The sequence below is a fragment of the Pseudomonas sp. FSL R10-0056 genome, from assembly GCF_009600105.1.
Taxonomy (GTDB): Bacteria; Pseudomonadota; Gammaproteobacteria; order Pseudomonadales; family Pseudomonadaceae; genus Aquipseudomonas; species Aquipseudomonas bubulae.
This window is the reverse complement of record NZ_WIWL01000044.1, coordinates 63,617-85,865: the sequence shown is the minus strand read 5'-3', so window position 1 is coordinate 85,865 and position 22,249 is coordinate 63,617. Positions and strand designations below refer to the sequence as shown.

The 22,249-nt window shown below is 57.8% G+C and carries 17 protein-coding genes; 9 read left to right on the top strand and 8 right to left on the bottom strand.

Features of this window, described 5'->3' with window-relative positions; genetic code table 11:
* Positions 1-18 precede the first annotated feature (18 nt).
* Entirely contained in the window at positions 19-768 is a 750-nt protein-coding gene (locus tag GHO42_RS02860; protein WP_176465201.1) for a sulfite exporter TauE/SafE family protein, read from the top strand.
* On the opposite strand, the gene GHO42_RS02855 is transcribed toward GHO42_RS02860, so the two are convergent.
* Positions 758-1,615 carry a LysR substrate-binding domain-containing protein gene (locus tag GHO42_RS02855; RefSeq protein ID WP_095002248.1) on the bottom strand — a complete coding sequence of 286 codons (858 nt, stop codon included), beginning with the start codon at positions 1,613-1,615 and terminating at the stop codon, positions 758-760. The two genes, GHO42_RS02860 and GHO42_RS02855, sit on opposite strands and share 11 nt — an antisense overlap.
* A gap of 96 nt (positions 1,616-1,711) precedes the next feature.
* On the opposite strand from GHO42_RS02855, the gene GHO42_RS02850 reads away from it, so the two are divergent.
* Positions 1,712-1,891 carry a DUF1127 domain-containing protein gene (locus tag GHO42_RS02850; protein WP_138738786.1) on the top strand — a complete coding sequence of 60 codons (180 nt, stop codon included), beginning with the start codon at positions 1,712-1,714 and terminating at the stop codon, positions 1,889-1,891.
* 124 nt (positions 1,892-2,015) lie between these two features.
* On the opposite strand, the gene GHO42_RS02845 is transcribed toward GHO42_RS02850, so the two are convergent.
* On the bottom strand, positions 2,016-3,362 hold the full coding sequence (locus GHO42_RS02845; RefSeq protein ID WP_095020307.1) for a class II 3-deoxy-7-phosphoheptulonate synthase: 1,347 nt from the start codon (positions 3,360-3,362) through the stop codon (positions 2,016-2,018).
* 157 nt (positions 3,363-3,519) lie between these two features.
* On the opposite strand from GHO42_RS02845, the gene GHO42_RS02840 reads away from it, so the two are divergent.
* Positions 3,520-4,275 carry a spermidine synthase gene (locus GHO42_RS02840; RefSeq protein ID WP_095002245.1) on the top strand — a complete coding sequence of 252 codons (756 nt, stop codon included), beginning with the start codon at positions 3,520-3,522 and terminating at the stop codon, positions 4,273-4,275.
* Between the two features lie 372 nt (positions 4,276-4,647).
* Positions 4,648-6,318, top strand: coding sequence for a DEAD/DEAH box helicase (locus GHO42_RS02835; RefSeq protein WP_095002244.1), 1,671 nt, complete (start codon positions 4,648-4,650; stop codon positions 6,316-6,318).
* 99 nt (positions 6,319-6,417) lie between these two features.
* Here the strand turns inward: GHO42_RS02835 and GHO42_RS02830 are convergent, their stop codons facing one another.
* On the bottom strand, positions 6,418-7,185 hold the full coding sequence (locus GHO42_RS02830; RefSeq protein WP_095019382.1) for a class III extradiol ring-cleavage dioxygenase: 768 nt from the start codon (positions 7,183-7,185) through the stop codon (positions 6,418-6,420).
* A gap of 101 nt (positions 7,186-7,286) precedes the next feature.
* On the opposite strand from GHO42_RS02830, the gene GHO42_RS02825 reads away from it, so the two are divergent.
* A complete protein-coding gene (locus GHO42_RS02825; protein WP_153327193.1) occupies positions 7,287-7,946 on the top strand; it encodes a thiopurine S-methyltransferase in 660 nt (219 codons plus the stop codon).
* 60 nt (positions 7,947-8,006) lie between these two features.
* Here the strand turns inward: GHO42_RS02825 and htpX are convergent, their stop codons facing one another.
* Together htpX and GHO42_RS02815 are read right to left on the bottom strand one after the other, a co-directional pair.
* Complete coding sequence (gene htpX / locus GHO42_RS02820) at positions 8,007-8,894, bottom strand: protease HtpX (RefSeq protein ID WP_088379295.1); 888 nt, start codon at positions 8,892-8,894, stop codon at positions 8,007-8,009.
* Between the two features lie 313 nt (positions 8,895-9,207).
* The gene (locus tag GHO42_RS02815) at positions 9,208-10,419 is read right to left on the bottom strand and encodes a pyridoxal phosphate-dependent aminotransferase (protein WP_095002241.1); all 1,212 of its coding nucleotides are present in this window, start codon (positions 10,417-10,419) and stop codon (positions 9,208-9,210) included.
* Between the two features lie 222 nt (positions 10,420-10,641).
* Here GHO42_RS02815 and msrB point away from each other — a divergent pair, with 222 nt between their 5' ends.
* Both msrB and GHO42_RS02805 read left to right on the top strand, forming a co-directional pair.
* Positions 10,642-11,037 (top strand): peptide-methionine (R)-S-oxide reductase MsrB, encoded by a 396-nt coding sequence (gene msrB, locus GHO42_RS02810; protein ID WP_130872517.1) that lies wholly within the window; start codon positions 10,642-10,644, stop codon positions 11,035-11,037.
* A 17-nt stretch (positions 11,038-11,054) separates the two neighbouring features.
* Complete coding sequence (locus GHO42_RS02805; protein ID WP_095002239.1) at positions 11,055-11,540, top strand: glutathione peroxidase; 486 nt, start codon at positions 11,055-11,057, stop codon at positions 11,538-11,540.
* 142 nt (positions 11,541-11,682) lie between these two features.
* On the opposite strand, the gene GHO42_RS02800 is transcribed toward GHO42_RS02805, so the two are convergent.
* A complete protein-coding gene (locus GHO42_RS02800; protein WP_153327195.1) occupies positions 11,683-14,031 on the bottom strand; it encodes a response regulator in 2,349 nt (782 codons plus the stop codon).
* Between the two features lie 177 nt (positions 14,032-14,208).
* Here GHO42_RS02800 and GHO42_RS02795 point away from each other — a divergent pair, with 177 nt between their 5' ends.
* Both GHO42_RS02795 and GHO42_RS02790 read left to right on the top strand, forming a co-directional pair.
* Entirely contained in the window at positions 14,209-15,102 is an 894-nt protein-coding gene (locus tag GHO42_RS02795; protein WP_095002237.1) for an ATP-binding protein, read from the top strand.
* Positions 15,095-15,577 carry a GAF domain-containing protein gene (locus GHO42_RS02790; protein ID WP_153327197.1) on the top strand — a complete coding sequence of 161 codons (483 nt, stop codon included), beginning with the start codon at positions 15,095-15,097 and terminating at the stop codon, positions 15,575-15,577. The genes GHO42_RS02795 and GHO42_RS02790 overlap by 8 nt, the downstream gene beginning before the upstream one ends.
* A gap of 6 nt (positions 15,578-15,583) precedes the next feature.
* On the opposite strand, the gene GHO42_RS02785 is transcribed toward GHO42_RS02790, so the two are convergent.
* Both GHO42_RS02785 and GHO42_RS02780 read right to left on the bottom strand, forming a co-directional pair.
* Complete coding sequence (locus tag GHO42_RS02785) at positions 15,584-18,538, bottom strand: HD domain-containing phosphohydrolase (RefSeq protein WP_153327200.1); 2,955 nt, start codon at positions 18,536-18,538, stop codon at positions 15,584-15,586.
* Between the two features lie 79 nt (positions 18,539-18,617).
* A complete protein-coding gene (locus GHO42_RS02780; RefSeq protein WP_153327202.1) occupies positions 18,618-22,241 on the bottom strand; it encodes a transporter substrate-binding domain-containing protein in 3,624 nt (1,207 codons plus the stop codon).
* Positions 22,242-22,249: the final 8 nt, after the last annotated feature.

Sequence of the window (22,249 nt, the reverse complement as noted above, 5' to 3'; positions counted from 1 at the left end):
CAACGAGGGGTGGTAATGCTGATCGATTTTGTAATGTATGCAGCCTTGGGTATCGCCATGGGGGCGCTGGGCGGGTTGTTCGGAATTGGAGGCGGTCTGATCGCGATCCCGGTACTGGGGTTGTGGTTCGGTCTGGACCAGCAATTGGCGCAAGGCACGGCCCTGGCCATGTCGGTGCCCAATGTGTTCTTGGCGTTGTACCGCTATCAGCAACGCAACAGGATCAATTTGCGTCAGGCATTGCCGCTGGTGCTGATGAGTTTTTGCTTCGCCTGGTTGGGCGCGATGCTCGCCGTTGGCGTGGATGCGCGGATCATTCGCTGGGGCTTTATCGTCTTTTTGCTGGCGATCACCCTCTATAACCTGATCAAAATGTACACCTCGCCAGCCCCGCCTGTGGCCGGTTCACGCTATGGCTGGCCGTGGTTCGGGGTGCTGGGTGCCGTGGCAGGCACGACCGGAGGGCTGTTTGGTGTCGGTGGCGCCGTGGTGGCGGCGCCCGTGCTGACCAGTGTGTTCGGCACCACTCAAGTTGTGGCCCAGGGCCTGTCACTGGCCCTGGCTGCGCCAAGTACGGCGGTGACTTTGCTGACGTATGCAGTGCATGACGAGGTCAACTGGGCCATGGGCGTGCCGATGGCCATTGGTGGGCTGTTAAGCATCAGTTGGGGTGTCAGGCTGGCTCACGCTTTGCCGGAGCGCCTGTTGCGCGGCCTGTATTGTGCTTTCTTGCTGCTGTGCGCGGGGTTGCTGGCGCTCAAAGCTTGAAGCCTTCGACGATGTATTCGGCAAAGCACTCAATGATCGGTGACGACGCGCTGTTGGCTTTGCGTAACAGCACAATACTGGCTGAGGGAAGCTCCGGCAGGTTCTCGGCCGCGCCGATGATGCGCAGGTCGGGCGTCAGCAGGCTTTGTAGCTGAGCGGTGACGGCGAGCCCGGTGCTGACCACGGCGTTGATCGCCGCGAGGCTGGCACTGGTGTAGGCAACCCGGTATTCACGTTGTTGAATATCCAGGGCATTACAGGCCCAGGTCCGGCAAAAACAGTCGGTATTGAACATTGCCAGGGGCAGGGGTGTTTGTTCATGGGGCGAAAAGCCTTGGGCCACCATCCAGACAAAGCGTTCCTGGCGCAGGATCTGGCCCATTTCGGTACCGGGTTTGCGGGTTACGATCGTCAGGTCCAGATCATTACGCTGCAACAGCTGGGATGACGGCTCGCAATGTACCTCGACGTTGATCAGCGGGTAGTCCTGGGCAAAGCGCGACAATACGCCGGGCAAAAAACGCATCACGTAATCATCCGGCGAACCTATCTTCACCGTGCCCACCATCTGTGGTTGGCGCAGGGTGTTGAACACTTCGCTGTGCAGCTTGAGGATGCGCCGGGCATAGCCGAGCAGCACCACGCCTTCCTGGGTCAGGCTGACAGTGCGCCCTTCGCGCTGGAACAGCGCACATTGCAGTACGTCTTCTTCCAGGCGTTTCATCTGCATGCTGACCGCCGACTGGGTGCGATTGACCGCTTCGGCGGCGCGGGTGAAGCCGCCGTGATCGGCGATGGCGGCAAAGGTGCGCAGCAGGTCGGTGTCGATGCTGGGAAATTCAGCCATTGATCAATCTCGCAGATGTATCGCATAAGAAACATTCGTTGGATTGATCTTATGCCCGCGCAGACACTTGAGCCATACCACAGGAGGGCTCAAGTGATGAAAGGTCAAATAGGCGTGGCGTGGATTGCCCGGATTTCGCGCTGGTATCAACTGTCGCGGGAGCGGGCGTGCTTGCGGCAGATCAGTGATGCGGCGCTCAAGGACCTTGGGTTGAGCAGGGCGGATATCGAGGCCGAAAGCCATCGGGCTTTTTGGGATGATCCGTTTAACAGGTGAGGGCGGGGTGTTTGCTGCCCCTCACCCCAGCCCTATCCCTGAGGGAGAGGGAGCTGATTGTCGGTGTTCTTGAACCCGCGTGCGGTCAGTCCGCTCTCCCTCCGGGAGAGGGTTAGGGTGCTCTTCAGCGCTTGACCTGCTTCAGCGTCTCGGCAATCAAAAACGCCAGTTCCAGTGACTGATCGGCATTCATCCGCGGGTCGCAGTGGGTGTGGTAGCGGTCAGACAGGCCGTCTTCGGTAATCGGATTGGCACCGCCGATGCATTCGGTCACGTTCTGGCCGGTCATTTCGATATGAATGCCACCTGCGTAACTGCCTTCGGCATCGTGAACCTGGAAGAACTGTTTCACTTCACCCAGTATTTGCGCGAAATCACGGGTCTTGTAGCCGCTGCTGGCCTTGATGGTGTTGGCGTGCATCGGGTCGCAACTCCACAGCACCTGCTTGCCTTCGCCTTCTACCGCGCGGATCAGCTGCGGCAGGTGATCGCCCACTTTGTCGGCACCCATGCGCACGATCAGGTTGAGGCGGCCCGGGTCGTTGTCCGGGTTGAGGATATCGATCAGGCGGATCAGGTCTTCGTTGTTCATGCTCGGGCCGACCTTGACCCCGATCGGGTTGTTGACCCCGCGCAGGAACTCGACATGGGCGCCGTCCAGCTGGCGTGTGCGGTCGCCGATCCAGAGCATGTGTGCCGAGCAATCGTAGTAATCGTTGGTCAGGCTGTCGCGGCGTACGAAGGCTTCTTCGTAATTCAGCAGCAACGCTTCGTGGGCAGTAAAGAAGCTGGTTTCGCGCAGTTGCGGCGAGCTGTCCATGCCGCAGGCACGCATAAAGGCGAGGGTTTCATCGATACGGTCGGCCAGCTGGCTGTATTTCTCTGCCAGGGCCGAGTTGGCGATGAAGTCCAGGTTCCACTTGTGCACCTGGTGCAGGTCGGCAAAGCCGCCCTGGGCAAAGGCGCGCAGCAGGTTCAGGGTGGCGGTGGACTGGTGATAGGACTGCAGCAGGCGTTCAGGGTCTGGCACGCGGCTTTTTTCATCAAAGCCAATGCCGTTGACGATATCGCCTCGATAGGCAGGCAAGGTCACGCCGTTGATGGTTTCGTCATTGGCCGAGCGCGGCTTGGCGAATTGCCCGGCCATGCGCCCGACCTTGACCACCGGGCACCCTGCCGCGAAGGTCATGACAATGGCCATTTGCAGCAAGACCTTGAACGTGTCACGAATCTTGGCTGCCGAAAACTCCGCAAAACTCTCGGCACAATCACCGCCCTGAAGCAGAAACGCCCTGCCTTGAGTGACCTCGGCAAACTGTCGGCGCAGTTCCCGGGCTTCGCCGGCAAATACCAGTGGCGGGTAACTGGCCAGGCTTTGCTCGACGCGCAGCAGGTGCGCCGCGTCAGGGTAGTGGGGTTGTTGCTGGATCGGCAGGGCGCGCCAGCTGTCAGGGGTCCAGATTGGGCTCATCGCAGACTCTAGTATTTGTTGGAGATGGCCCATGTTAGCAGCAATTAGTGCGTGACCTGTTGCGCCGCAATGGCCGACAATCGCGCCTTTGCGCTCGATATCGAGTGGCTGTTTTTTCAGCGCCGCGGGTAGTACCGGGGCGCGGCAAGGAGAGGAAATGTCTGAGGAGCGCGTAGAGCGTCTGCTCGCCGAAGTTCATGATGACTTCGGCATGATTCGAGTGCTGGAAGTGGCTGACTACCGTTTCCTCGAATTCGGCGATGCGATCGAGCAAAGCTGCGTGTTCACTGCTGACCCCAGCTGGCTGGAATACGACTACACCCGCGCCATGCTGATTGGTGCGTTGTGCCATGACGCTCCGGAAAGCGCACTGTTTCTGGGGTTGGGTGCCGGAACCCTGACCCAGGCCTGTCTCAAGTTTTTGCCCCTGGAAGATGTCGAAGCCATCGAGCTGCGCCCGGATGTGCCGCGTCTGGCCATCGAATACCTGGGCCTGGATGATGATCCGCGTTTGTATATTCGTATCGGTGATGCCCTGGAGCTGCTGGACAGCGCCGAGCCCGCGGACCTGATTTTTGTCGATCTGTACAACGATCTTGGACCGGCAGCGGGTCACCTGGCCTGGACATTCCTTGAAAACTGCCAAAAGAAGCTGGCCCCCAATGGCTGGCTGATCATCAACCAGTGGGCCACCGACGATGGCAAGCCGCTGGGGGCTGCGTTGCTGCGCGGCCTGTATCACCGCCATTATTGGGAGCTGCCGGTCAAGGAGGGTAATGTCATCCTGATGGTACCTGCTGATCTGGAACAGGCACTCGATATCGACGCGCTGACAGTCCGGGCACAAGTCCTGGCTCCGCGTCTGGGTTATTCGCTGGAGTCCCTGATCAAGGCAATTCGCCCGGCGACTTGATGCCAAGCGGTGAAACGTTTTAGCGTTTCACCCAGAGTGGCCCGGCACGAAAAGCTTTTTCAAGGACGAAAAAAAACGTTAAAGCCCGGTCCACAGAGGGATACAGACGATTTTGTGGCAAAAAACCCCTTCTTTTTTTTGATAAATCCGGTATAGTGCGCGCCGGCCTTTAGCCGGGCCACGTTTAGGTGTCGCATTTCCCGAAGCACGCTTCGGCTGCTCGTCCGTTTCGCGGACAACCCTGAACGCTCCATTCATTTAAACGTTTTCGCAAATCCCCGCCGACAAAGCAGCCAGGGCGACTCTTGAGTCTTACACGGCATGCGCAGCTTTGGAGCATGGGTCTTTGCGGATGCACTTAGAGGCAGACCCATGACCCAGGAAACCGGCGGCTTCGCCGCTTTTAATCTTAATCCGAACATTCTTTCTGCTGTCATCGCGACTGGCTACGAAGAACCTTCGGCTATTCAGCAGCAATCGATCCCGATCATCATGGCCGGTCACGACATGATTGGTCAGGCGCAAACCGGTACGGGTAAAACCGCCGCGTTCGCCCTGCCGATCCTGCACCGCATCGATCCTGCTAAGCGCGAGCCGCAAGCCCTGATCCTGGCGCCAACCCGTGAGTTGGCGCTGCAAGTAGCAACCGCTTTCGAAACCTACGCCAAGCAAATGCCGGGCGTTACCGTTGTGGCCGTTTACGGCGGCGCCCCTATGGGTCCACAACTGAAAGCAATCCGTAATGGCGCACAGATCGTTGTCGCCACTCCGGGCCGTCTGTGCGACCACCTGCGTCGTGACGAAAAAGTGCTGTCGACCGTGAACCACCTGGTTCTGGACGAAGCTGACGAAATGTTGAAACTGGGTTTCATGGACGATCTTGAAGTTATCTTCAAGGCACTTCCGCCAACCCGTCAGACCGTATTGTTCTCGGCAACCTTGCCGCAGTCGATCCGTGCCATTGCCGAACGCCATCTGCGCGATCCGCAACACGTGAAGATCCAGACCAAGACTCAGACCGTTACCGCGATCGAACAGGCTCACCTGTTGGTTCACGCTGACCAGAAGACCTCGGCTGTATTGAGCCTGCTGGAAGTTGAAGATTTCGACGCCCTGATCATGTTCGTTCGCACCAAGCAAGCGACCCTGGATCTGGCCAGCGCCCTTGAAGCCAAAGGCTACAAAGCTGCTGCGCTGAACGGTGACATTGCCCAGAACCAGCGTGAGCGCGTTATCGACTCGCTCAAGGATGGCCGTCTGGACATCGTTGTGGCAACCGACGTAGCGGCACGTGGTCTTGATGTTCCACGTATCACTCACGTGTTCAACGTTGACATGCCTTACGATCCAGAGTCCTACGTTCACCGTATCGGCCGTACTGGCCGTGCCGGTCGCGAAGGTCGCGCACTGCTGCTGGTGACTCCTCGTGAGCGCCGCATGCTGCAAGTGATCGAGCGTGTAACCGGTCAGAAAGTTGCGGAAGTCCGTCTGCCGGATGCCCAGGCTGTTCTTGATGCCCGCATCAAGAAGTTGACCAACAGCCTGACGCCGCTGGTCGCTGACGCTGAATCGACTCACGGTGATCTGCTGGATCGCCTGATTGCCGATATCGGCTGCAGCCCGCGTGCCCTGGCCGCTGCTCTGCTGCGCAAGGCAACCAACGGTCAGGCCCTGACCCTGGCAGCCATCGAGCGTGAACGTCCACTGGTGCCTAACAGTGCACCGCGTGAGCGTTCCGAACGTTCGGGTGACCGTCCTGATCGTGGTGATCGCGAGCGTCGTGCTCCGGTTCCATTGGCTGAAGGCCGTGCACGTTGCCGTACCGCGCTGGGTGCGCGTGACGGTATCGCTGCCAAGAACCTGCTGGGCGCTATCCTCAACGAGGGTGGCCTGGCTCGTGAAGCTATTGGTCGCATCCAGGTGCGTGACAGCTTCAGCCTGGTAGAACTGCCGGAAGCCGGTCTGGAAGGTTTGCTGGCCAAACTGAAAGACACCCGCGTTGCTGGCAAGCAGTTGAAACTGCGTCGCTACCGCGAAGATTAATCACTCTTGCAGTGATTGATCGCTAAAAAAATCCCCGCCTGGTGCGGGGATTTTTTTTGTCCGGGATTTGTATTTGCTGGCCTTTGTGGGAGCGGGGCGCTAGCCAAACCGGTAGATATCCATCCCCAACGCACCCAGTGTCCAACCCTGGTGGGCAATGCTGAATTGGCCGCCCGCGGCACGGGCAAAATACAACGGCAGCAGGTGCTCGTCGCTGGGGTGGTTTTTAGCGGCGAAAGGCGCCTGTGTGCGGTAGGCATGCAGCGCGGTTTCGTCATCAGCCGCCAGTTTGTCGATCATCCAGTCACGAAACGCCTTGGCCCAGGGTTCAATGCTCTCAGGGCCTGCGTGCCAGTCCAGTTCGCGCAGGTTGTGGGTGATGCTGCCCGAGCCGATGACCAGAATCCCCTCGCTGCGCAAGACCGCCAGTGCATGGCCTACCCTGGTCTGGCCCGCCGGGCCCAACTGGCTGGGCAACGAGACCTGCACCACCGGGATATCCGCATCCGGGTACATCAAGGACAGTGGCACCCAGGCGCCATGGTCAAAAGGGCGCCTGGCGTCCAGTCGCGCCGGCAAGCCGTTGTCTGCCAGCAATTCCACAATGTTCGCGGCCAACTTCGGGTCGCCGGGCGCAGGGTATTGCACGGCAAACAGTGCGGGCGGGAAGCCGCCAAAGTCATGCCAGGTTTCCGGTGACGGGTGGCTGGCGACCCGCAGGTCGGGGCTTTCCCAGTGCGCAGACACCAGCACTATGGCCTTGGGGCGCGGCAGTTCGGCCGCCAGGCGTTTGAGCGCCGGGCCACTGGCGCCCGGTTCCAGTGCTAGCATGGGGGAGCCGTGGGAGATAAACAGGCTGGGGAGCATGAAAGAGGTCCTCGAAGTTGAGATGCGTCATCTTCATCCTGATCATTGATCTAAATCCAATATAAGTTTTAGTGCTTATCTATCGAATTTAAAGGTGAATCATGCAGCCCGAATTTTGGCACGACCGCTGGGATCGCAATCAGATTGGCTTTCACCTGTCGCAGGTCAACCCTTACCTTCAGCGCCTTTGGCCGGCACTGGGGGTGGAGGAGGGCGGTCGTGTGCTGGTGCCGCTATGCGGCAAAAGCCTGGATATGAGCTGGCTGGCGGCCAACGGTCATGAAGTGCTGGGCGTGGAGCTGACGCAGACGGCCGTGGAGCAGTTTTTCAGTGAACAACAGGTCGAGCCACAGGTTCGTCAGCAGGGCGCCTTCAAGGTGTACGAGGCGGGTCCTGTGAAGATCCTCTGCGGTGATGTGTTTGCCCTGACTGAGGCTGACGTGGCCTCCTGTGTGGGGTTGTATGACCGCGCTGCAACCATCGCATTCCCTCCCGAGATGCGTGCGGCCTATGCTCGGCACCTGAGCCGGATTCTGCCGCCAGGCTGTCGGGGGCTGTTGATTACCCTGGATTACGATCAGTCGCAAATGAACGGCCCGCCGTTCTCGGTGCCGGACGCCGAGGTACAAAGCCTGCTGTCGCATGCCTGGGCGCTGGAAGTGCTCGAGCAGCCGGATGTACTCGATCAGGAGTGGAAGTTCCTCAAAAGTGGCGTGACGCGACTGGTGGAGCGGGTGTATCGCCTGAGCAAAATCGCCTGAAGCAAAACCCGGGCACAAAAAAGGGCGACCTGGGTCGCCCTTTTTATGTTTGCCGTGGGATTAGCCGCGGCGACGCAGTGCGTCGATACGTTCTTCCAGTGGCGGGTGGCTCATGAACATCCGCGCCAGGCCTTGTTTGAGGCCGCCGTTGATGCCGAAAGCCGCCATGGTGTCCGGCATGTGAACCGGCAGACCCTGCTCGGAGCGCAAGCGCTGCAGGGCGCTGATCATTGCCGAGGTGCCGGCGAGCTGTGCACCGGCTTCGTCAGCCCGGAATTCACGTTTACGCGAGAACCACATCACAATGGCGCTGGCGAGGAAACCCAGGACCAGTTCGGCGAAGATGGTCGCAACGTAGTAGGCAATGCCGCGGCCCTCGTCGTTCTTGAACACCACCTTGTCGACAAAGTTGCCGATGATCCGGGCAAAGAACATGACAAAGGTGTTCACCACGCCCTGCACCAGCGCCAGGGTGACCATGTCGCCGTTGGCAACGTGGCCGATTTCGTGGGCCAGTACCGCTTTTACTTCGTCGGGCGAAAAACGCTCCAGCAAGCCCTGGCTGACTGCGACCAGTGCATCGTTTTTATTCCAGCCCGTGGCAAAGGCGTTAGCCTCGTATGCCGGGAAAATCCCCACTTCAGGCATCTTGATCCCGGCTTCGCGGGACAGTTGTTCAACGGTTTGCATCAACCATTGTTCATGACGAGTACGAGGTTGTGTAATCACCTGGGTGCTGGTGCTCATCTTCGCCATCCATTTGGATATGAATAGCGAGAACAGAGACCCTGCAAAACCAAAGACCGCACAGAACACCAACAGCTGACTGAGGTTCAGATCAACCCCGTTGGCCGCCATGAACCCATCAAAGCCGAACAGGCTCAGGGTGATGCTGGCAATCAGCACGACCGCCAGGTTAGTGGCCAAAAACAGCAGAATGCGCATCATGGTTGTATGAATCTCCTCGTCTTAAGGGTGTTGCCGTATGCGGGGTATATAAGGTGCTGCCACAGGCTATTCAACCAGGTGACTATTTCAAACTGTGTCCTGCAGCCTGATTTTAGTAGTTTGCTGGGAATTTCCTAATATGAAGGAGCGTTTTTTTTGGCCAGAAGTTCCACTGAGCGCCAGTAAATAAAGGGCTTTATGGTTTTCATGAGGCTATTGAAGGCGGGGGAGGTCCGTAAAGACGCAGAATGAAGAATGTTTCATCAGACACATGTTGTGCGACTTTTGATTGGTCGCACAACATGTTCAGAAACTACTGACGATAAGTCTTCAGAAAGTTACCGATCCGGCCAATGGCCATGTCCAGCTCGTCGACACGAGGCAGGGTCACGACGCGGAAGTGATCCGGCCACGGCCAGTTGAAGGCGGTGCCTTGTACCACCAGCAGTTTTTCCGAGAGCAGGAGGTCCAGCACGAATTTCTCGTCGTTGAGGATCGGGCACACTTTCGGGTCGATACGCGGGAACGCATACAACGCCCCCATCGGTTTCACGCAACTGACACCGGGGATCGCGTTGAGCAGTTCCCAGGTGCGGTTCCGTTGCTCAAGGAGGCGTCCGTTGGGCAGTACCAGATCATTGATGCTCTGGTAGCCGCCCAATGCGGTTTGAATGGCGTGCTGGCTGGGCACGTTGGCGCACAGGCGCATGTTGGCCAGCATGTCGATGCCTTCGATATAGCCCTGAGCGTTTTGCTTGGGCCCGGAGATGGCAATCCAGCCCGAGCGGAAACCCGCAACCCGGTACGACTTGGACAGGCCGTTGAAGGTCAGGCACAACACGTCAGGGGCCAGTGAAGCGGTGCAGATATGCACCGCGTCGTCGTAGAGGATCTTGTCGTAGATCTCGTCCGAGAACACCACCAGATTGTGCTGGCGGGCAATCTCGAGCATGCCCAGCAGGACTTCCTTGGAGTACACCGCACCCGTCGGGTTGTTCGGGTTGATGATGACCATGGCTTTGGTGTTTGGAGTGATCCTGGCTTTTATGTCCTCAAGATCAGGCCACCAGTTGGCTTGCTCGTCGCACAGGTAGTGCACCGGATGGCCGCCAGCCAGCGTCACGGCAGCGGTCCACAGCGGGTAGTCCGGTGCTGGTACGAGAACTTCGTCGCCATTGTTGAGCAGCGCCTGCAGCGACATCACGATCAGCTCGGACACGCCGTTGCCCAGGTAGATGTCTTCGATGCCGACACCTTCCACCTGCTTTTGCTGGTAGTACTGCATGACTGCCTTGCGGGCGCTGAACAGGCCTTTGGAGTCGCTGTAGCCCTGGGCTGTCGGCAGGTTGCGGATCACGTCCTGGAGGATTTCGTCCGGCGCTTCAAAACCAAAAGGTGCCGGGTTGCCGATGTTCAGCTTGAGGATGCGATGGCCTTCCTCCTCCAGTCGTTTGGCGTGCTTGAGCACCGGGCCGCGAATGTCATAACAGACGTTGGCGAGCTTGTTTGATTTGCTGACCTGCATGGCGATGTGATCCCGAAAATGAACGATCCAGGCGATGTGATGACCACTGCACTGGGAAATTCTGTGTTTGCACACAGTGGCTAACACCGCTTTGCTTCAAGAATCCGTTTGAATGCAGCTAGGGCGGGTGCCAGACTGGTGATTAACGAGGCGCAATCATACGTGCCACCCGATCCCTGGAAAAGCCACCGGTCGGGGTTTTTCAGTGACAGAGGCAGAACCATGGAAAAGTTGAACAAAACCCTGGACGAATGGAAGGCCATGCTCGACCCGGAGCAATACAACGTGTGCCGCCTCAAAGGCACCGAACGGCCGTTTTCGGGGAAATACAACGCCACCAAAACTGACGGTGTCTATCACTGTATCTGCTGCAACGCGCCGCTGTTTGACTCCCGCGCCAAGTTTGACTCTGGCTGCGGCTGGCCGAGCTTTTCCCGGCCCATTGGCGACAGTGCGATGGTCGAGATCCGTGACGTCAGCCACGGCATGGTGCGTACCGAAGTGGTCTGCGCCAAATGTGATGCGCATCTGGGCCATGTGTTCCCTGACGGTCCGCCCCCGACCGGGCTGCGCTACTGTATCAACTCGGTGTGCCTGGACCTGGTCCCTCGCGTCTGACTTTTTGAGGTGTTGCCATGAACGATAACCTGCTCGATATTGCCTGTACCACACTGGTCGGTGAGCAAAAGGCCCTTGGCGATTTCGGCGGCAAGGCGCTGCTGGTGGTCAATACGGCCAGCAAGTGCGGCTTTACTCCGCAGTACAAAGGGCTGGAGGCGTTGTGGCAGCAGTACAGGGATCAGGGGCTGGTGATTCTGGGCTTCCCCTGTAACCAGTTTGGCAAGCAGGAGCCGGGCGACGAAGCGGCCATTTCCGGGTTTTGCGAGCTGAATTTTGGTGTGAGCTTCCCGCTGTTCAAGAAGGTCGAGGTCAATGGCCCACAGGCTCATCCGTTGTTTGTCCAGCTCAAGAGGCGTGCGCCAGGGCTGTTGGGCTCGCAGGGAATCAAATGGAACTTCACCAAATTCCTGGTCAGTGGCGATGGCAAAAGCGTAAAGCGCTATGCCCCGACCACCAAGCCTGAGGCGCTCAAGGCCGATATCGAAGCGTTACTGGGTTAAAATCGCTCTATCTGTAGCCGCTGACGAGTGGAACGAGGCTGCGATCGGCGGCGCAGCCGTCGCAAATCCTGCAAACCGTGCCTGTCTGGTGCACCCTGGTGCATCATTTTGCGACCGCTTCGCGCTCGATCGCGGCCTCGTTCTACTCGTCGGCGGCAACACGGTTGGAGTCTCTGTCTCGCCTTTGCGGCACCCATACCTCAATCAACGCCGCCAGCTCTTCGCGCCGAAACGGCTTGGCCAGATAATCGTTCATCCCCGCCGAACGGCAGCGCTCACGCTCTTCGGGCATGGCATTGGCGGTCAGGGCGACGATGGGCAACTTGGGCCAGCGCCCGCGATGGCGGATTTGCCGTGTGGCTTCGTAGCCATCCATGACTGGCATGTTGCAGTCCATCAACACCAGGTCAAAGGTCTTCTGCTCCAGCCGACTCAGCGCCTCGCCGCCGTGGCTCGCAACCACCACTTCACAGCCCAGCTTGCTCAACATGCCCTTGGCCACCAGCTGGTTGACCGGATTGTCTTCGACCAGCAGGATTCGCGCGCGGTGGACCGCAGGAGTATTCACGGTTTGAGTGCCCTGTACCTCGCCGTCGTCCTTGAGCAGCAAATGTTGCAAGGTCTTGTACAGTGCCTGACGCGACAGGGGCCGGGCTTTTTGTTGCAGGGGTGCCAGCGCATTGACCTGGTCACCGGGCATAAAGTTGCCATACGCGGTCACCAGCAGGATCGGCGCACTGATGGCCGGGCGCAGGCCAAACAGGCACTCGGCACAGTCGGTAATCAGTAACTGTGGATGGGTGTCGGTCAGTGAGTCGTCCTGGGAGTAGCGTGTGTAGTCCAGCCCCCACAGGGGCAAAAAACTGCCAAGCATTTCGCTCAGCCCGCTGCTCGCTGCACTCACCACAATAACCCGGCCGGACAACGGCTTTGGCTGGATGGCGGGGGTATGGCAGGGCAGGGGGAGTTCGGCGCAGAACTGGCTGCCAAAACCGACTTCCGAGCTGATGGTCAGGCGTCCGTGCATGACTGCGCACAGACTGTTGGTCAGGGTCAGACCAAGCCCGGTGCCACCATACTGGCGGGTGATGCCGGCCTCTGCCTGAGTGAAGGGGCTGAAAATTCTGGCCTGGGCCTCCTGGGCGATGCCGATGCCGGTGTCGCAAACCTCGATACGTACCTGATCGCCTTGCTCGCTGAGCCGTACATCCACCCGCCCGAATCGGGTGAATTTCAGCGCGTTGGACAACAAATTGCTGACGATCTGTCGGACCCGGGTCGGGTCCCCCATGACCAGTGCCGGAAACTGCGGATCGATCAGGCAGGTCAGTTCCACGCTGGGTGCGGCGTTCTGTGACAGCAGGTTGGCGGTATCTTCGATCAGCGTGCCCAGGTCGAAGGCAATATGTTCAAGCTCCAGTTGGCCCGCGTCGAATTTCGACAGGTCGAGAATGTCATTGAGCAGCTCGACCAGAACCTTGCCGGAGTCATGGGCAATCGACAATTGCTGGTGTTGCTCGGCATTCAGCGGGCTGTCCAGGCACAGCGCCAGCATCCCGAGCAAACCATTGAGCGGGGTGCGTATTTCATGGCTCATATTGGCCAGAAACGCTGAGCGTGCCTGGGCCATTTCCAGGGCAGTAGTGCGCGCAGCCTCAAGCTCTTCATTGGAGTGGCGCAGTTGCTCGTTGCTGGCCTCCAGTTCCTGGGTGCGCACAGAAACAATGGTTTCCAGCTGTGCCAGGTACTCGGTCAGGGTGTTTTCAGCGCGGCGCCGGTATTCCATTTCACGGGCCATGGCCTCGAACTGCTGATTGGCAGCGTTCACCAGTACGCCAATTTCATCGTTTTCGTGACCGCTGGGGCAGTGCACTTTCGACTGCCCCGGATCTGCGGGCTTGCCATCGCTGATCTCACGAATCACTCGCACCAGCGGCTTGGTCAGCATGACGTAAAACAGGCCCAGAAGAATAAAGGTGAGCACGATGCTGCGAATAAAACCGCTGAGCAGTGTGACTTCCGCCCGCTGCAAAAACCGCTTGCCGAAGGGGTAGGTATCCACCTCAAGGTGCAAGACCCCCATGCTTTGTTCGGGGAGGTGATTGAAGTACAGTCGCTGGTCAAATGAGCGGTTGGCACCGAACAGAGAGTCGCTCAGCGCCCGATAACGGCCGGTTTCAGGCAGATCCTGCACCGCCGAGAGCACCAGATAGTCGTTGTCGAGCAGTTGTGCGGCGGTGATCGCCGGTGAGCGCACCAGCCCTTGCAAAAGCTCTTGGGCAAGCTCCGAATCAAGGTTGTAGGCAATGCGTGATGCCGGGTTGTGACTGATCTCCAGCAGCGACTGGATTTCGCGATCGATGGCGGCGTTTTCACTGGCATAATCGATGCCGATTTGCAGCAGGCTAAGCAGGGTCCCCAATATCAGACCGACCAGCACAGTCAGTTTGGCTTGCTTGAAAGACAGGCGGTGGGTGAGTTTTATGTCCATTGGGGGTGTTGCACCTGTTTCCATTTCCTTGCGGCGTGCAAGAGTAGTCGATTCGTGGGTCAACCGGCAGGCATTACTGCGGTATTTGCGACCTGGCGATGTGAGTCGTAATGTGGTTTGAGCTGAATGTAGGTCATATCAATATGCCATCATTGTGTATCAGTCTGAGGAAATGTTGTGAATTCTAATCTGGATGCCTTTCTGCAACGGGCCGAAGCGGTCCTCGCACGTCTTGAACCCTTGCTGCCGGCTCAGCGTGAGCCGATCGAATGGCATCAATGCCTGGCGGCCCGTTGGCAGCGGGAGGGGCGTTCGGGTTACCTGATGCCATTGCAAGTCAGCCTTGATATGCGCCTTTCGGACCTGATCGGCGTCGATAACCAGCGGGATCAGCTGGGTCGCAATACCAAACAGTTCCTTGATGGTTTGCCGGCCAACCACGCTCTGCTTTGGGGTTCGCGCGGTACTGGCAAGTCTTCGATCATCCGCGCACTGCTTGCCGAGTATGGCAATGCGGGCCTGCGCCTGATCGAGATCGAGCGTGACCATCTGGCCGACCTGCCGCGGGTGGTCGAGCAATTGCAAGGTTTGCCCCAGCGCTTTGTGCTGTTTTGCGATGACTTGTCATTTGAGGCGGGTGAAAGCGATTACCGGGTGCTCAAAAGCGTGCTCGATGGTTCCCTTGAGCAAGCGCCGGATAACGTCCTGCTTTACGCCACGTCGAACCGCCGTCATCTGGTGCCCGAAAAGGAAAGCGATAACGAGAACTGGAAGAATGTCGACGGTGAGTTGCATCCCAATGAAGCTGTGGAAGACAAGATCGCCTTGTCTGATCGCTTCGGCCTGTGGCTGTCGTTTTATCCGTTCACCCAGGACCATTTCCTGAGCGTGGTTGAGCACTGGATCGATGTATTGGCCACCAAAGCCGGTTTGCAGTGGCAGCGCGACGAGGCACTGGATATTCTGGCGGTGCGCTGGGCAACCGGGCGTGGCAACCGCAACGGCCGTTGTGCCTATCAGTTCGCGCGTTATTGGGTGGGTTTGAAATTGTTGGAGCAAGTGAATGATTGATTTGAACGCCACAGGTGCAGGCCTGAACGGCTATGGCCTGTTGCAGGCTCAGTTGGAGTCGTTGTTGGCAGATGAGCGTGACTTTATTGCCAACGCTGCACAGTTCTCGGCGTTTTTGTATCACCAGCTCGATGATCTGAACTGGGCCGGGTTTTACCTCAATCGTAATGAGGATCTGGTACTGGGCCCGTTTCAGGGGCAAATTGCCTGTGTTCGTATCCCGTTTGGGCGTGGCGTCTGCGGGGCTGCAGCGGCGAGCCGGCAAACGCAGCGAGTTGAAGACGTGCATGCATTTGCCGGGCACATCGCTTGCGACAGTGCCTCCAACAGTGAGTTGGTCGTGCCGTTGATCAAGGATGGTCGCCTGATCGGCGTGCTGGATCTGGACAGCCCGAGCATCGGGCGCTTCAGCGAGCAGGATCAGTTGGGCATTGAAGCGCTGGCGGCCATCTTTTTGCGCTTGAGCGAGTGCTGATCCGCATCAGTTTTTCAGCCCGGCCTTGAGCATCAGCGCATCGATATCGACCGTATCGATTTGTTGAGGGTCAAGAAACTGCCGGGCGTATTGCAGGTAAATCTGTTCGTGCATGAACAGCGCGAACAGTTGCGGATCAATATGGGCGTCATGGCACATGGCGGCCATGATGTTCAGCGCCTCACTCAAGGTTTTGCTGCGTTTATAGGGGCGATCCGACGCGGTCAATGCCTCGAAAATATCGGCAATTGCCATCATCCGTGCCTCCAGGCTCATTTCCTCGCGTTTCAGGCGTTTTGGATAACCGCTGCCATCCATTTTTTCGTGATGCCCCCCGGCAATTTCGGCAATGTTGCTCAGGTAGGCAGGTAGCGGCAGGCTGCTGAGCATCAGGATGGTTTGCACGATGTGGTTATTGATGATGTAGCGCTCTTCGCGGGTCAAGGTGCCGCGCCGGGTACTGAGGTTGTACAGCTCGCCACGGTTGAATTTGTAGGGTGGTACTTCGAGTTTGAAGCCCCAGGGGTTTTCGGGGTCAATCAGGTCGGCCTCGGGGCGAGTGAACAGGTGCTCGGGCTTGTCGGCCAGCAGCGACTCGGTCACCGGCAAGGCTTGCTCCTGGCGGGTGGACTGGCGTTTGTTTTCTTCCCAGGATACGCCAAGGCGATCATCCAGCGTGCGGGTCCAGGTGCGGCGCGCAATGGCGTTCAAACGCTGCAGGTCTGCCTCCATCATGGCTTCCCCGCCCAGATTGCACTGGGCGACAAAAGCGAAGTCATCATCCAGCTCAAGCAGGCAGGCATCTCGCAGGTGCGCCAGCTGTTGATCGTCGCCACCCAGGGCTCGTGCCTGCCAGTAATTGACCCAGGCATCGCGCTTGAGCACTTCAAAGCGGGTGCGGATTTCGTGAATGCGGTCGTACAGGGTTTCCAGCTTGGTGGCCTTGTCGACTACATATTCCGGTGTTGTGACTTTGCCGCAGTCGTGCAGCCAGGCGGCGATACGCAGCGCCTCCCATTGCTCATCCGTGGGAGCGTACTGCTCAAAGGGTGGCTGCCGGCTCGCAGCCGCCGCCTGGGCCAGCATCAATGTCAGGATTGGAACCCGTTGGCAATGGCTGGCGGTGTACGGGCTTTTGGCGTCGATAGCCCCCGCCAGCAATTGGATCAATGCATCCAGCAACTGTTTCTGCCGAGCCTGCAGGCGCTGGCTTTCAATAGCAACGGCAGCCGTACCGGACACCGCCTGGATAAAGGCAATCCGGTCGGCCCGCAAGTGGTCCTGATCGTCAGTCGAACCACTGTCGTTCAATACCAGCACAAGAATACCCACCGTTTCGCCCTGGCGGTTGTGCAGGCGAATGCCGATCAGGTGGACACTCTGGCTGCCCAGTTCATCCATCACAGACTGCAACTCACCCGCCTGTTCAAGGGTGAGTGAGCGGGCGACACTGTCATGACCTTCGAAAAGCGCCCGCAACCACTCGGGGCTCTGGCTGTCGTCAGGGTTTAGCACGGGCGCGGGCTGGGTTGCCAGATCCTGGGGCTGGCCGTTGATGATCAGGCCTTTTAACTCCAGTTGAGTACTGTCGTTTTTTGTCAGGTAGATCAGCCCGGCCTCTGCCTGAGCAATCTTGAGAGTCTCGAACAGTACGGACTGCAGCAAGGGTTCAAATCGGGTATGGGCCGAGAGGCTGGAGGTGATTTCAAAAAAGCTGGCGAGGGTTTCTTTCATGCGACCCATGGATGCCTGCATCTGATCGATTTCGAGCACGGGCGATTGTCGTGTGAATGGATAGTTGAAATCGAACCGTCGAACCGCATCGGCTTCACGCACCAATTCGCGCAAGGGCCTCACCAGCAACCTGGAGGTCACCCACCCCATGGGCAGGCACAGCACCAGGGCGCCCAATGTCACCAGGGCCCCTTGCCAGCGCAACTGATAGGCATCGGCCAACAGCTCGTCTTGCGGGACCATCATTGCCAATTGCAAGCCATTGGCACTGCCATCGTCCACCTTGAACCGCGAAACGATCCATTGGCGCTGGCCGTCGTCCAGGCGCTGCTGAGCATCTGCCCCTTGATTGATCAGCAGTCCAAGGGCCGGATTCAGCTCCGAGACTTTGGGCAGTTTGGTGGGGTCCATGGCGTTCAATAATTTGTTGAAGTCCGGGTAAGCGATGGCCCGGCCATCATCGCCGAACAGAACAATCTGTGTACCAGGCGTTGTTTGATGGTCGGCCAGGGTGGCGGACAGTTGAGACAGCGTTACATCGGCACCCATCACCGTATTGGCAGTACTGCGTTTGGCGAGTGTAGTACCAACTTCGTGGGTGGTAAAAAACAGGTAGGGGCTGGTGGTGGTCTGATTTTTGTCGGCATCCTGCGCAATAAACCAGCTGCGCAGCCGGGGGTCATAGAGCTCATTGGGGATGTTGCGCTGTTCGAGCTGTTTCAGATTTGCATCCAGATACAGTTTTTTTGAATTAACCGTGCCTTGCCGGGCTGCACGTGTTATCGACCATACTTCGAAGCTAGCTTGGGGTGGGGCTTTTAACTGGCGCCGGACCTCTTGATTGCGCAAAGGCCGGACCAGGAAAAAGTTGCCGTTGTCATCGCCCAGGTATAGAGCTGACAGCGTGTGGTTGTCTTCGAGTGCTTGTACAAAGGGCTGCAGCAGGCCTGTTCGAAGCTCGACCTGGTCGGTTGTGGCCGCAGAATCAAGAATTAGCAGGTTGAGCGCATGCCGTATGGGTTGATAGGCATCCAGCAGGTCATCCTGAACATCCTGTTCTATGTAGCTGAACAACTTTTGGCTGCTGTCGAGAATGATGCGGGTGGTTTGCTGGTAATTGAATACGCCCAGTACAACGCCCAGCAATAGCAACAAAAATGTAAACATCGCACTTATGTGAGCATGCAGCGGGTACTGGCGCCGATGGGAGAGCGCACTGTTGCGCATGGGCTGATTCTCCGCTGATGTAGGCGTGCTGGTATCTATCAGCATAGTAAAACCGCGCCAACCTGCCTTTGATTGGCGCTCAGGTGTGCTTCGTCAACGATTCAAGTTGCAGGGCCAGCGCCTGTCCCAGTGCACGCATGGAGACCTGCACTTGCTCGCGGGCCTGCACGAGGTTAGCGGGCGTGGCTTGCTCCAGTGCCTCGCAGTTGTTGATCAGGCTTTGGGCGCCCACGATGCGGGCAGCGCCTTTTATCCTGTGGGCAATTTCGACAAACGCCTGCAATTCGCCGTTGTCAGGTAACTCAAGCAGCGTCTTGAGATCCTGGCAGTTGCTGCGGAGCAGTTCTTCCAGCAAGAGTCTTGTTCGTTCCTTGTCGCCTCCTGTAAGCGGGCTGAGAGCGTCGGCGTTGAAGACTTCCGGGCAGTGGAATAGCGGCTCAAGCATGGCCAGTCGTTGACTCAACAGGGTCAGGCTGATGGGTTTGAACAGGCAGTCGTCCATTCCTGCCTGCTTGCAGCGTTGCCGCTCTTCCGGTTGGGCATTTGCAGTAAACCCCAGCACGGTACATGGCCGTTGGCTGGAGGCCAGCTCATGCTTGCGTATGGCTCGAGTCAGTTCATAGCCATTCAGGACAGGCATGTTGCAGTCTGCAATGACCAGGTCGAATTTGCCTGTCTTCCAGGTTTTCAAACCTGCGGCGCCGTCGTGCTCGGTGGTAAACCTGTGCCCTAAAAATCCAAGTTGCTGGCACATCAGCAAGCGGTTGGCCGGGTGATCATCCACCACCAGTACGTTAAGCGGATGAGCGGCAGGGTTGATTGAGGGTTCTTGTGCGGGGGGGCACTGGGACGGCGTCAGGGTTGGCACTTCAATTTTTATCTGAACCTGGGTACCTGCACTTTCCTGGCTGCTCAGTACCAGGGTGCCGCCCATCATTTCGCACAGGCTACGGCAGATGACAAGGCCAAGACCGGCACCATTGAGCGCCAGTTGCCCGCTGTTCTGTGCCTGGGCGAAGGGCTCAAACAGGCGTGCCTGATCACGCTCGCTGATGCCGATGCCAGTGTCTTTGACGCTCAAGTGCAGTTCAGTCCGCTCAGGGGTGCCGGCTGGCAGCAAGTTGATTTCAAGCGTCACCCGGCCTTGTTGGGTGAACTTGATCGCATTGCTGATCAGGTTGGTCAGGATTTGCTTGAGACGAAGCGGATCGATCAGTACGTCGGGTAGATCGTCTGTTGCATCGAAACGCAGGTCGAGCGTGAGGTTTTTTTGCCGCGCCAGGCCATCAAAAATCCGCATCACGGAGTGTGCCAGTTGGTGCAGATTGACGCGTTCCGGGGACAGGTTCAGGCGGCCGGACTCTATACGGGCAATATCAAGAATATCGCCTATCAGCTCCAGCAGGTCTTTGGCCGAGTTATAAGCAACTTCAATGGACGGGCGGTCGAGATGCCCATGGTCGGCGCGCTTGAGCGTCAGTTCAAGCAAACCGATCACTGCGTTCATCGGTGTACGGATTTCATGGCTCATGGTTGCCAGGAAGGTGCTTTTGGCCCGGTTGGCATCATCTGCCAGCTCCTTGGCCGTACGCAGCTCATCCAGTAGCTGATGACGTTCACTGATATCAATCCAGCCACCGATGATGCCCTGTACTTCGCCCAGGGAGTCCCGATAGGGAAGAATCCAGTGATAGATAGTGAGCGTTTTTTCGCCGATTCTCAGCGGGCGATCAGTCACCAGCGGAGTACCTTCACGCATGACACGCAGGTAGTCGGCCTGATAGTCACGGGCTTCACATTCGTTGCTCAGGAGGTCGCAGGTTTGCATCACGGTCTTGCCGATGACTTCTTCGCGCCTGGCTGAAAAGGCATTCAAGTAGCTGTCATTGCAGGTTTTCAGAACACCTTCGCGATCACGCACATAAATAGGATGAGGCGTACCGTTGACGAGCGCACGCATGAACTCGAACTGATCGCTGAGTGCACGTTCGGCCGATTTTCGTTGCCGGATCTGGCGCCGCATATAGGCATTCCAGATCAGGGACAGCAACAGTAAAAGGCTGGTGCCAATGATGAACTGGTAGAACAGGCGATGGTAATTGTGCCAGTAACTATCAGATGCCGGCACATAGCCCCGCCAGCGGCTGTTGATAATGCCCAGCTCATCAGGCGCGATACTCAACAACGCCTTGTTGAGGATTGAGGACAACTCGCTGGCATCCCGGGCAGTGGCGAGGGAAAACATGGCGGGTTGGGTGCCGATGGTGGCACTGATTTGTAACCGGTCCTGAAACAACCCCGAGGCCAGCAGGTAGTTGGCGATGACCAGCGTACTGACTGCACCTTGCACTTTCTCTTCGGCCAGCAGTTCTGTGGCGCGATAGATATCCCCGGTTTCTACCAGTGTTATCTGCGGGTATTGACTGCGCAGGTAATCGGTCAGGGGATTGCCTCGGGTCAAGGCCAGTTTTTTACCCGCAAGTTGTTCAAGGCTCGCAGGTTGCCCATCACCTTTTGCCGTAAGCAGGACAAAGGAGTTCACCAGATAGGGACGAGTGAAACTGAGGGCGCTTTCTCGGGAGGCTGAAGGATTGATGGCCGAGATAATGTCGGTTTCATGCCGACTGATCATTCGGGTCATGGTGTCGAGGCTGTTCGCGCGTTGTATTTCGAAGCGCAGCCCCGTGCGCAGACGGATCATCTCCAGCAGGTCGGCTGTAATGCCTCGGAAATCCCCGCTGGCATCAAAAAATGTCAGGGGTGCCATGGTTTCGTTGACCACTACCTTGACCACAGGATGCTTGAGCAGCCAACGGGCTTCTCGCTGAGTAAGCTGCAGCTTCTGATCGGACAGTAGAATGTCACTGCCAGCGCTCCAGCGTTTGGCAATGCTTTCTTGTTCACTGTTGGGTACGGCCTTGAGTGTGGCGTTGATGATGCCTAGCAGGGGCGAGTTGTCCCGACGCACTGCAAAGCTGAATCCATGGGCTTCGTGTTTGCCAAAATTGGCCATCTTGATGTTTTTCAGGTACCCCTTGTTGATCATGTAATGGGTCGACACAGTGTCCCCCAGAAAAATATCCGCCTGATCGAAAGCCACGGCATTAATGGCATTTTGATAGGACGGATAAGACTGGATGATTGCCTGGGGATAAAGCGCCTTTACTTCCTCCTGGGGCAGATAGTGGTACACCATACTCAAGCGCAAACCGGCGAGGCCTTGGGAGAGTGAGCGTGTTTCTCCCTCTCGGGTCACCAGTACGGGTTGGTCGATGGCATAGGGAATGGAAAGTACAAGGTGCTGGTTCGCGGCCTCAAAGCCGTTGGAAGTACCCAGCAGGTCAATCTGGCCGTCCTCAAGTGCCTTGATGGCTGCTTCTCTGGAGGCAAAGCGCTGGATCCTGATCGACAGCTTGAGGGCTTTGCGCAGAAGGCCGGCGTAATCTGCGGTGAGGCCTTCGTAGTCCCGACCGCTATCGGTCATGTCGAACGGTGGATAGTCGGCAGCAGAGGTGCCGATCACGAGCTCGCGCTTATTTTGCAGCCAGTATTGTTGAGTGTTGTCCAGGGGGACTTCAATGTGGCCGGAACTCGAGCGGCTGAGCAACGTAAGGGTTTCACTGCGGACCGGGGCGGCCAGCACGGGCATGCACAGAACTAACCCCGCAAAAAGTGACAGGTACTTGATTAATCGTGCGGGCATCCTGTTTT

Coding starts and splice junctions, on each gene's coding strand:
- GHO42_RS02855 (WP_095002248.1), bottom strand. CDS start 1,615: ATGGCTGAATTTCCCAGCATCGACACCGACCTGCTGCGCACCTTTGCC.
- GHO42_RS02850 (WP_138738786.1), top strand. CDS start 1,712: ATGAAAGGTCAAATAGGCGTGGCGTGGATTGCCCGGATTTCGCGCTGG.
- GHO42_RS02845 (WP_095020307.1), bottom strand. CDS start 3,362: ATGAGCCCAATCTGGACCCCTGACAGCTGGCGCGCCCTGCCGATCCAG.
- GHO42_RS02840 (WP_095002245.1), top strand. CDS start 3,520: ATGTCTGAGGAGCGCGTAGAGCGTCTGCTCGCCGAAGTTCATGATGAC.
- GHO42_RS02835 (WP_095002244.1), top strand. CDS start 4,648: ATGACCCAGGAAACCGGCGGCTTCGCCGCTTTTAATCTTAATCCGAAC.
- GHO42_RS02830 (WP_095019382.1), bottom strand. CDS start 7,185: ATGCTCCCCAGCCTGTTTATCTCCCACGGCTCCCCCATGCTAGCACTG.
- GHO42_RS02825 (WP_153327193.1), top strand. CDS start 7,287: ATGCAGCCCGAATTTTGGCACGACCGCTGGGATCGCAATCAGATTGGC.
- htpX (WP_088379295.1), bottom strand. CDS start 8,894: ATGATGCGCATTCTGCTGTTTTTGGCCACTAACCTGGCGGTCGTGCTG.
- GHO42_RS02815 (WP_095002241.1), bottom strand. CDS start 10,419: ATGCAGGTCAGCAAATCAAACAAGCTCGCCAACGTCTGTTATGACATT.
- msrB (WP_130872517.1), top strand. CDS start 10,642: ATGGAAAAGTTGAACAAAACCCTGGACGAATGGAAGGCCATGCTCGAC.
- GHO42_RS02805 (WP_095002239.1), top strand. CDS start 11,055: ATGAACGATAACCTGCTCGATATTGCCTGTACCACACTGGTCGGTGAG.
- GHO42_RS02800 (WP_153327195.1), bottom strand. CDS start 14,031: ATGGACATAAAACTCACCCACCGCCTGTCTTTCAAGCAAGCCAAACTG.
- GHO42_RS02790 (WP_153327197.1), top strand. CDS start 15,095: ATGATTGATTTGAACGCCACAGGTGCAGGCCTGAACGGCTATGGCCTG.
- GHO42_RS02785 (WP_153327200.1), bottom strand. CDS start 18,538: ATGCGCAACAGTGCGCTCTCCCATCGGCGCCAGTACCCGCTGCATGCT.
- GHO42_RS02780 (WP_153327202.1), bottom strand. CDS start 22,241: ATGCCCGCACGATTAATCAAGTACCTGTCACTTTTTGCGGGGTTAGTT.